8 protein-coding genes and 1 pseudogene are annotated in these 9,714 nt (G+C 71.3%); 3 read left to right on the top strand and 6 right to left on the bottom strand.

Features of this window, described 5'->3' with window-relative positions:
- The 6 genes and pseudogenes from BZL64_RS31355 to BZL64_RS31330 all read right to left on the bottom strand — a co-directional run.
- A pseudogene (locus BZL64_RS31355) lies at positions 1-793 on the bottom strand (pyridine nucleotide-disulfide oxidoreductase); the annotation flags it as partial.
- A gap of 90 nt (positions 794-883) precedes the next feature.
- Positions 884-2,077, bottom strand: a complete 1,194-nt coding sequence (locus BZL64_RS31350) for an MAB_1171c family putative transporter (protein ID WP_086772521.1) — start codon at positions 2,075-2,077, stop codon at positions 884-886.
- Positions 2,074-3,327 (bottom strand): MAB_1171c family putative transporter, encoded by a 1,254-nt coding sequence (locus BZL64_RS31345; protein ID WP_244205590.1) that lies wholly within the window; start codon positions 3,325-3,327, stop codon positions 2,074-2,076. Before BZL64_RS31345 ends, BZL64_RS31350 begins: the two co-directional genes overlap by 4 nt.
- Positions 3,324-3,833: a toxin gene (locus BZL64_RS31340; RefSeq protein WP_086772520.1), complete on the bottom strand. Its 510-nt coding sequence runs from the start codon at positions 3,831-3,833 to the stop codon at positions 3,324-3,326. The genes BZL64_RS31345 and BZL64_RS31340 overlap by 4 nt, the downstream gene beginning before the upstream one ends.
- Positions 3,834-4,182: 349 nt before the next feature.
- Positions 4,183-5,559, bottom strand: coding sequence for an MAB_1171c family putative transporter (locus BZL64_RS31335; RefSeq protein ID WP_244205589.1), 1,377 nt, complete (start codon positions 5,557-5,559; stop codon positions 4,183-4,185).
- Positions 5,556-6,173, bottom strand: a complete 618-nt coding sequence (locus BZL64_RS31330) for a toxin-antitoxin system, toxin component family protein (protein ID WP_208639554.1) — start codon at positions 6,171-6,173, stop codon at positions 5,556-5,558. The genes BZL64_RS31335 and BZL64_RS31330 overlap by 4 nt, the downstream gene beginning before the upstream one ends.
- 348 nt (positions 6,174-6,521) lie before the next feature.
- Here BZL64_RS31330 and BZL64_RS31325 point away from each other — a divergent pair, with 348 nt between their 5' ends.
- From BZL64_RS31325 to BZL64_RS31315, 3 genes are read left to right on the top strand one after another with little or no spacing between them, the layout of a single operon-like run.
- Positions 6,522-7,871: an extracellular solute-binding protein gene (locus BZL64_RS31325; RefSeq protein WP_086772519.1), complete on the top strand. Its 1,350-nt coding sequence runs from the start codon at positions 6,522-6,524 to the stop codon at positions 7,869-7,871.
- Complete coding sequence (locus BZL64_RS31320) at positions 7,868-8,806, top strand: carbohydrate ABC transporter permease (RefSeq protein ID WP_086772518.1); 939 nt, start codon at positions 7,868-7,870, stop codon at positions 8,804-8,806. Before BZL64_RS31325 ends, BZL64_RS31320 begins: the two co-directional genes overlap by 4 nt.
- Complete coding sequence (locus tag BZL64_RS31315) at positions 8,803-9,678, top strand: carbohydrate ABC transporter permease (RefSeq protein ID WP_086772517.1); 876 nt, start codon at positions 8,803-8,805, stop codon at positions 9,676-9,678. The genes BZL64_RS31320 and BZL64_RS31315 overlap by 4 nt, the downstream gene beginning before the upstream one ends.
- Positions 9,679-9,714: the final 36 nt, after the last annotated feature.

Here is a 9,714-nt window from a genome sequence, read left to right as displayed (position 1 = left end):
ATGTCGGTGAGCGGCTCGGCGCCGGAGATCAGCTGCCCGACGAGGGGGTGCGGCAGATCGAGGGTGTACCGGAGGAATCCGTCCGGGTCGGACGGCGGTTCGCCCCCGCCGCGCGTCCCGGCGAGGCTGACCATCCACCGGTCGCCCTCGATGGGCAGCACCATGCCGCTGCGTCCGGGCAGTCCCTGATAGGGGTCGGCCTGGATGATGGTGAGCGGGAAGCGCCCGGCCCCTTCGGGGGTGCGGTAGATCCGGGTGGCGTTGACGAGGCCCGCGTCGACCGTCTTCTCCCGGACACCGGAAATGCCCAGTCCGGACAGCCAGTTGACGACCCGCGACCCACGTCCGNNGGGCGCTCCGCGTCGCCGGTGAGGGCCAGCGCCTGCCCCTTGCGGACCTGGGCCCCGGTGTTGGCCAGTACGGCGCCGCGGACCGCCCAGTCGAGCAGCGCCCGGCTGCAGGTCATCATCCGTGGGCCTTCGTGCCGCCAGCGCCGCATCCAGCCCTCGGGTGTGAGGGCGATCATGCCGGAGCTGAGCGATATCTCGCGGGCCCCGGCGGCGAGCAGATGCTTGCGCATGCCGACGCCCGGCACGAGGTCCTCCATGGCGGCGAGCCCGCCCGCCATGAGGAGATGGGCGTGCCGGCCCTGCGGCAGGCCCTTGCGGTGTTCGGGCCCGTCGGGGAGGTCGTCCCGTTCCAGCACGGTCACCTCGTCCACGACGCTGGACAGGGCCGCCGCGGCCAGCATGCCCGCCAGGCCGGCACCGATGACGACAGCTCTACGGGACATGGGGCTCCTCGTACTCGGCCACGAAGGCAGACAGACAGGCAGACAGACAGGCAGGCAGGCAGAAACGGCAATTACGCAGTCAGGCAGGCATCACGAAGGCGGACTTTCAGCCGCCATGGATGGCTTCACCGTACCTTCACCGACCGGGCTCGGGACCGGAGTTCGGGCCAGCGCCTGGGCCAGCTCGACCAGCCCGGCGGTGCCGGACACCTCCGTGGCGTGCAGCCGGTGGGTGCTCGGCGTCGCGCACGGCTCCTCGAGCGCGGCGGCCCGCCGGGCGGCCTCGGCGAGCATGGCGGCCTCCGCGGCGACCCGCGCCTCGTGCGCGGTACGGCCCTCGCCGAGAGCGGCGGCGAGCACCCGCGACCGTACCCGGTCGTCGAAGTAGGGGGCGAGGGCGAGCAGCGCGTCGTGGATGGCGACCTCCCGCCAGTGCAGCCGCTCCTCGGGCAGCCGCCACCAGGACACGGGCGGCTTGGGCGCCACCGACACGAAGCCCACGCGGGTCCACAGGGGGCGCAGCCGCCGGTGGTCGCGCAGTCCGCGCCCGTGCGCGACGGCGGCGGGCAGCAGCCGGGGCAGCACGTAGCCGACGGAGAAGAGGAGCGCGGCGAGGGCGGCCATCGGCGGGGCGACGTTCGTGGAGAGGAAGTCGAGGTCGTGTCCGGTCCAACGGGCCACGACGGCCGTGTACTTGGTCAGCTGGAAGCCGAGCAGGTCCAGCAGCGCGCCGACGATCATCAGCAGCAGCCCGGTTCGCAGCAGCCCGGTGACCTCGCGCGCCCACTTCAGGCAGACCACGGCCATCGCGACGATGGCGGCGGTGTGCCCGAGCAGGTAGAGCACGATCATCTCGCGCATGTACGGCGTGTTCGCGTAGTAGGTGTCGAGGTCGGTGAGCCGTTCGGTGGGCGCGTCGGCGAGCGTGAACAGCACGATCAGCGTCACGATCAGCGGCGCGTACACGGCGATGCTGCGCAGTACCTGCCGCCGTACCCGCTCGGGTGGCCCGCCGCGCCAGTAGGCGAGCAGGATCAGCACCGAGCAGCTGTACGCGGAGAGCATGCCGTACGTCAGCGGGGCGCCGAAGTTGGGGATGCCGGTGAGGTCGTTGACGGCGGCAAGGGTGACCGGCGCCGAGCAGACGAAGACGGTCGCGCCGAGGGTGATGGTGACGCAGGTGGAGGCGGTGAGGGGGTTGGGCGTGGCCGACTGGGGCCGGTGGAACAGCACGGCGGCGGAGAGCAGGAGGACGGCGCCGGCGAGGTAGACGACGAGGCTCACGAGGTCGACCGCCCCTCGGGCACGACCGCTGCTTCGGCTTGCACGGCTGCTTGCGCCGGCGCTTCCGCCGGGACTCGCGCCGCGGCGGCACGGACGAGCGGTTCGCCGGCCAGCGCGTCGGCGATGCGCACCAGCGCGGCCGGGTCCGTGGCCCGCTCCAGGAACCAGTCGGACTCCCCGCGCCCACCGTTGCCGGTACCGCCACCGGTGGGCGCGGCCCGCCCCGCCTGGGCCTCCCGTCGTACGGCCGCCGCGATGACGGTCGCCCAGGCCGTCGCGGCGGCCCGCTCCGCGTCACCGGTGCGGTGCAGGGCGGCCCGCAGCGTCATGTCGTACAGCTCGCGGTCGGCATAGGCGTCCAGGTAGGTCAGCGCGTTGTGGATGCTGGTCCGGCGCCACACGAGCCGGGTGGCGGGCCGGGCCCAGCGGGGCGGGGGCAGCCGCAGGGCGTGGCGGGTGAGGACGCCGTCCAGTTCGCGTTCCAGGGGTCCGAGGCGGGCGTAGGTGCGCCGGGTCCGCCGCCATTCGGTGAGCCGGGGGCCGGCCAGCGGGACGAGGACGCCGACGACCGTCAGGAGCGCGCCGAGTCCGGCCGCCGCCGGTGAGGTCCTGGTGACCAGGGCGGACCAGTCGTGGCCGGTCCAGCGGGCGGCCACGGCGGCGAGCCTGGCCAGGCTGTACACGGTCCCGCAGAGCGCGCCGAGGCCGAGCGTGACGAGGGCCGTCCGCAGCCGGCCGCGCACCTCGCGCGCCCAGCGCAGGGCGGAGACGGCGGTGACGCCCGCGGCGGCGAGATGCCCGAGCAGGTAGAGCAGGATCATCTCGCGCAGGTACGGGGTGTTGGCGTAGTAGGTGTCGAGGTCGGTGCGCCGCTCCAGGGGCGCGTCGCCGAGCACGAACATCGTGGCGATGCCGAGGACGAGCAGCGTGTACGCCAGGATCCAGCGCCGGGCGGTCCGGCGCACCCGCGGGCCGCCCCGCCAGTGCACGATCAGCACCTGGGAGGCGGCGCTGTATCCGGTGATCGCGGCGTACGTCAGCGGCGCGGCCAGGTTGGGCACCCCGCTGAGCCGGTTGACGGTGCCGACGGTGGGCGGGGCCCCGAGAAAGAAGCAGAGCCCGGCCAGGCCCAGCACCGCGCAGATGGACCGCAGGTAGGGGTCGTGCCGGTGGCGCAGCAGGTCGGGGGCGCGCGCCAGCAGGCCGAGCCAGAGGGCGGCGGCGCTGAGGTAGTGGGGCAGGCCGTTCATCTTCGGGTCCCTCGGTAGTTGAGGGCCGCGCCGATGCGTCCGGCGATGTCCTGGGTGTCGTCGCCGCGGTCGGCGTACACGGAGTCGGCGGAGGCCTCCAGCCAGGTGCGGAGCCGGCGGCCCATCAGCATGCCGAAGCGGTCCGCCTCCTGCTCGTCGGAGAGGGTGAAGTCGGTGCGGGCGGCGGCGGCCGGGGCCGCGCCGGGGACGGCGTCGGTCCGGCGGCGGTGCATGTGCCACACCTCGTGGCAGAAGATCACGATCTGGTGCCAGACGGCGGCCCGTTCGTCGATGACGACGTCGTCGTGGTCCTCGCCCTCCAGCCAGAGGCCGCTGGCGGTGTGCGGCGGGAACACCGCCCGGTGCACGACGATCTCGCGGCCCCGCCAGCGCGCGGCCGCCTCGACGACCGCGTCGAACAGGACCTCGGGCTCGGCCGGGACCGGCACCCGGATGGGAGTGATGAGCGTGTCGGCGAGGCGACGCATCTCCCTGTTCGTACGCACGGTTCTCCCCGTGGCTGCGCGGGTCTTCCGGTCCGTGCGATATGCCAGGACCTGTGCCGTGCAATATGCCAAGACCTGTGCCGGTTCAGCTACCTCGGCCCCCACGGAGGGGAGAATTCGGCGCGAACTAGGCGGGGAGGAACCGGCTGTAACGGGTGAACGGGATACGGCGCTGTGACGCCCGTGGCCGAAAACTCCCGCTGCCAGGAGCCCGAACCCTTCCTCGCGCCCGGAACGACCCGGGTCCCGCCCACGAGTTCCGGCCTTTGTCGGCGGGTGTGCGGGGCCGGTGAACACCAGGTGGAGGAGGCGCGCACACCTGCCGGGCGTGTCCGAGGCCCCGCCCCCGCTAGCGCTCGGTACCTGCGTGCCCCACCGGGTCCCCGGCCCACTCTCCATCCGAAGAAGCCGAAGAAGCCGCGGAAGCCGCAGCAGCAGCCGTGGCAACCGCAGCAGCCGTAGCCGCGGCCCGCTCCCGCACCGCCCGCACCTCGTCCGGGCACCTCAGCGCGCGCGACACCGCCCCGATGTCCCGCAGCAGATCGCTCGTGTCGGCCTCACCGGAGCCGGAGCCGGAGCCGGAGCCGGAGTCGGAGTCGGCGCCGTCGCGTTCCCGCCCCTGGCTCCTCGCGTCGGCCGCGTCCAGCACGGTCACCGCGGCGGCCAGCGCCTTCGCCCGGTCCGGCGGATGGCCGAGGGCGAGGGCGGCCTCGTACGAGCGTGCGCGCAGGTCCGCGTCGACGAACCGGGACAGGGCGAGCAGCCCGTCGCGGATGAACGTCTCCCGGCGGATCAGGCGCAGCTCGGGCGGGGTGCGCAGGACGCGGGGGACTCCGCCGCCGCCCGCCTTCATCAGCCGGTACAGCGGCCGGAGTTCGCGTACGGCGTCGCGGACCTGCCGACGGTCGTGCAGGTACTGGCCGGTGTGCGGAAGGATGAACCCGACGGCGATCAGGATGGCGGACAGGCAGGCCAGCGGCGGCGCCACGGTCGTGCTCAGCCAGTCCAGGTCCCGTCCCGCCCAACGGCCGCCCACGGCACTCAGCTTGGCCGCGTCGAAGGCCAACTGCAGGGCGTAGCCCACGCCGAGGAACTTCAGCCCCCAGCGGAGCAGGGAGTCGAGTCCGTCGGTGCGCACCCAGTTCCAGATCAGCGCGGTGGTGATGAGCGTGGCCACGGTGTGCGCGAGCAGGTAGAGCACGATCATCTCGCGGGCGTACGGCGTGTTCGCGTAGTGGGTGTCGAGGTCCCGCAGCCGTTCCTCGGGCATCTCGGCGAGGGCGAACATGATCCACAGGGCGGCGATGACGGCGGCGTAGGTGCCCAGGACCCAGCGCATGGCGGCGCGGGTGCGGGGCGAGCGGTCGGACAGGCCGTCGCGCCAGGTGATGATCAGCAGCAGACACGAGCCGCAGAACGCGGTGAGCAGGGAGTACACCCAGGGCCCGGAGATGTTGGGCACGCCGGTGATCTGGTTGACCCAGCGAATCGTCGACGGCGCGACGAACACGAACACCGACAGGGCGAGCACCAGCAGGCCGCCGACCGCGCGCAGCAGCGGGTCGGTCCAGAGCCGGATGATGCTGGGCAGCTTGATGGCCAGGGCAGCCGCCAGGATGCCGGCCGGGATCCACCAGAAGGACGGGTAGAAGTCGTTGACGAAGCCGGCCGGTGTGAGGGCCTGCGGTTCGGTGAGCCGTGCCGCGACGAGGGCCAGGTCGTTCATCGCCGGTCCGTATCTCCACGCCGCCCCCGGTAGCCGAGGGACCGCTGGACGGGTTCGAGGGGAGTGGCGGCCGTGTCGTCGCCGCCGTACAGCAGGGGCCGTAGCGTGGCGGCGAGCCGGTGGCCGAAGTCCTCGGCCTGGCCCTCGTCCTGTGCGCGGGAGCCGTTGCGGGCGGCGACCGCGAGGGCGAGGTCGCGCCAGGCGGGCCGTACGGCGAGCGCGCGGGCGGCTGCCGTACCGGTGGTGCCGCGGTGGTCGTGCCCGGCGTGCAGGTGCCACAACTCATGGCCGAGGATGACGAGTTGCTGGACCTCCTCGGCCCGTTCCTCGACGATGACCAGGTCGAAGTGCTCGAACTCCACGCACAGCCCGGTCACTTCGATCTCGTCGGGGAATCGCTCGAAGCGCAGCTCGACGGGGCGCCCGCCGCGCAGTGCGGCCAGCTCCTCGCACAGTGCCTGGGACACCTCCCGCAGTCCGGCCGGGGTCCGGGGCCGGGCCCGCAGTGCGGCGGTCAGTTCGCCGGCGAGGTGGCGCATGGCGGGTCCGGTCCTCGCGCGCCGCAGCGCCGAGGCGATCCGGGCAGCCGTTCCGCGCACGCCCGCGTCGTCCATCCGGTCCCCTTTCCCGCCGCCGCGTGGCAAGCCGGGTTCCGAGGCTACGCGGCCGGACGTGTCCCCGTCACGTGATGCCGGCCCGGAGCGGCGCCTTCACAGAATCGGGAGCGGGGCCTCCACGGAAACCGGAGCTGCACCGTTTTCGAAACGGGAGCCGCACCGCTTCGGAAACGGAGGCTGCGCCTTCACAGAATCCGGCGATGCCTTCACAGAAAGCGCTATCAGACTCACTGTCGAAGATTGCCGGAAGTCGTGTCAGAACCATTGACGTGAGGGCCCATCGAATTTACGGTCCCGTTCGAAGTTACGGGCACGATTCGAGATATCGAACAGTAAGGGCAGGGCATGGGACGACCTGACCTGAGTCGCAGGCGACTTCTGGCCGCCGCCGGCGGCCTGACCGTCGCGGGAAGCTTCGGCTTCGCGGCACTCGGAACCGGAGCCGACGCGCTCGCCTCCGGAGCGGACACCCGCGTGCGCTACTGGAACCTCTTCAGCGGCGGCGACGGATACAACATGATCGCGATGCTGGACGCCTTCCGTGCGGACAACCCCGGCATCGACGTCAAGGACTCCACCCTCCAGTGGGGCAGCCCCTTCTACACCAAGCTCGCCATGGCCGCCGCGGGCAACCGCGCACCGGACCTCGGCGTCATGCACATGGGCCGCGTCACCGGCTTCTCACCCGGCCGCCTCCTGGACCCCTGGGACGTGCGGCTGCTCGCCAAGTACGGAGTGCGGGAAGCCGACTTCACCCCCGCGCTGTGGAAGCGCGGCGTCATCGACGGCAAGCTCTACGCCCTCCCGCTCGACATCCACGTCCAGCTCTGCTTCTACCGCAAGGACGTGCTGAAGAAGGCGGGCCTGCTCGGCGCCGACGGCCGGATGGTCCCGGTCACCTCGACCGACGAGTGGTTCGACGTGCTGAAGGAGGCCAAGAAGGCCACGAAGAAGGGGCTGCAGACCCTGGGACTGCACGCCAACGACCAGAATTTCATGTGGTGGTTCTTCGTCGCGTTCTACACCCAGCTCGGCGGCACCTACTTCAACGACGCCGCCACCGAGGTCACCTTCGACACCGACAAGGCCACCGAGGTCCTGGAGTTCCTGCGCCGGCACGTCACCGACGGCTACTCCACCGCGGGTGCCGCCGACGGCGAGCAGTTCATCAACGGCGCCCCCTTCACCTGGGAGGGCAACTGGTCGGTGCCCGTCTTCTCCGGCGCCGAACTCGACTACGGCGCCACCCCGCTGCCGCCCGTCTTCGGCGAACAGGCCACCCACGCCGAGTCGCACTCCTTCGTCCTGCCGCACCAGTCCGAGCGCGGCGGCGCCACGAACGAGGCCGCCCACCAACTCGCCGCCTACGTCGTCCAGCACGCCCAGCAGTGGGCGGCCGGCGGCCACATCCCCGCCTACACGCCGACGTTGTCCACGGCCGCGTACAAGAAGCTGAGCCCACAGAACGAGTACGCCTCGGCGATGGACCACCAGGCCACCGAGCCGAAGGTGTGGTTCGCGGGCTCCACCGGCATCCTCGCCCAGCGCGTCGGCCCGATCGTCGTCTCCTCGACGATGGGCTCCGCCAAGCCGGAGGCCACAGCCCGCCGGATGAAGAGCACCCTCACCGAGCTGCTCGCCATGAAGAACCCCATGGACGGCAGGACCGCCGCGCAGGGAGGTGCGCTCGCATGACGACCAGCGCACAGACCGTCCTCGCCCCGACCCGCACGAGGACCGCCGCGGCCGGCGCCACCCTCCGCCGCAAGCAGGGCTTCCAGCACGGCGGATGGTTCGTCGCCCCGTTCCTGGCGCTGTTCGCGCTCTTCGTGATCTGGCCGCTGCTGCGCGGCGTGTACCTCAGTTTCACGGACGCCAACATCTCCGGCGACAGCACGAGTTTCATCGGCCTCGACAACTACCGCGAGGCCCTCCAGGACCCCCTGATGTGGGACGCGCTCGGCCACAGCGGCTACTTCACGCTGCTCGTGGTGCCGTGCATCACCGTGCTCGCCTTCCTCCTCGCGATGCTCGCCCACCACATCGAGCGCGCCAAGTGGCTGTGGCGGCTGTGCTTCTTCGCCCCGTTCCTGCTGCCGTCCACGGTCGCCGCCAATCTCTGGCAGTGGCTGTTCAACCCCGGCACCGGAATGATCAACTACGTCTTCGGCATCGAGACGCCCTGGCTGACCGACAAGTCGTACGCCATGCTCGCCGTCGTCATCTGCACCCTGTGGTGGACGGTCGGCTTCAGCTTCCTGCTCTACCTCGCCGCGCTCCAGGGCATCCCCGCCCACCTCTACGAGGCCGCCAAGCTGGACGGCGCGAACGCCTGGCACCGCATGGTCCACATCACGCTGCCGATGCTGCGCAACATCACCGGGCTCGTCATCGCCCTCCAGATCCTCGCCTCGCTCCAGGTCTTCGACCAGGCGGTCGTGATGATGGACTTCGGCACGGGGCCCGAGGACTCGACCCGCACGTTCGTGCAGTACACCCTCGAAGAGGGCTTCACCAGCTACCGCGTGGGCTACGCCTCCGCGATCTCGATCATCTTCTTCGTGCTCATCGCGGCCGTCGCCCTCGCGCGGATGTGGCTGCTGCGCAACCGTGAGGAGGGCGGCCGATGACCACCGCCGCACAGTCCGCCGCACCGGCACCGGGCAAGCCCCGCAGGCGGCCCTGGACGCCCAGCCAGATCGTGCTCACCCTGCTCGGCGCAACCGTTTCCCTGGTGTTTCTCTCGCCGCTGGTCTGGGCGGTGTTCACCTCCCTGAAGGCGGAGACCGAGGCCGTCGAGGTGCCGCCGCACTGGCTGCCGCAGGACTGGACCGGCCAGGCGTGGTCGGCCATGTTCGAGTCCGGCAACATCACCAACTGGTTCGTGAACTCCCTCGTCGTCTCCGTCTGCGTGACGGCCGTGGTGCTCCTGGTGGCCGCGCTCGCCGGCTACGGCTTCGCCCGCACGGAGTTCCGCGGCAAGGGCTTCCTGATGGGTGTGGTGATGGCGGGCCTGATGGTCTCCCCGGCCGTGCTCGGGGTGCCCCTGTTCACCACCGTCCAGCAGCTGGGCATGGTCGACACGTACTGGGGCATGATCCTGCCGCAGTGCGCGCCCGCCGCGATGGTCTACATCCTCTACAAGTTCTTCCAGGGCATCCCGCGCGAACTGGAGGAAGCCGCCTTCATCGACGGCGCCGGCCGCTGGCGGGTGTTCTTCACCATCGTGGTCCCGCTCTCCCGCCCGTCCCTCGCGGCGGTCGGCATCTTCACCTTCATCGCCTCGTGGAACAACTTCCTGTGGCCGTACATGGTGACCAACAACCCCGAGCTGATGACCATGCCGAACGGCATCGCGACCGTCATGAACTCCTACGGCATCCAGTGGGCCCAGCTCATGGCCGGCGGCCTCATGGCGGGCCTGCCGCTGATCATCGTCTTCGTCTTCTTCCAGCGCCAGATCGTGGCGGGTGTCGCACACACGGGATTGGCGGGACAGTGACCCTGCGCAGAACCCTCACCGCCGTGGCCACGGCGG

It is taken from the genome of Streptomyces bobili (assembly GCF_002154575.1).
Lineage (GTDB): Bacteria > Actinomycetota > Actinomycetes > Streptomycetales > Streptomycetaceae > Streptomyces > Streptomyces bobili.
Note: the sequence above shows the minus strand (reverse complement) of the source record. Positions and strands in the feature narration are given on the sequence as shown.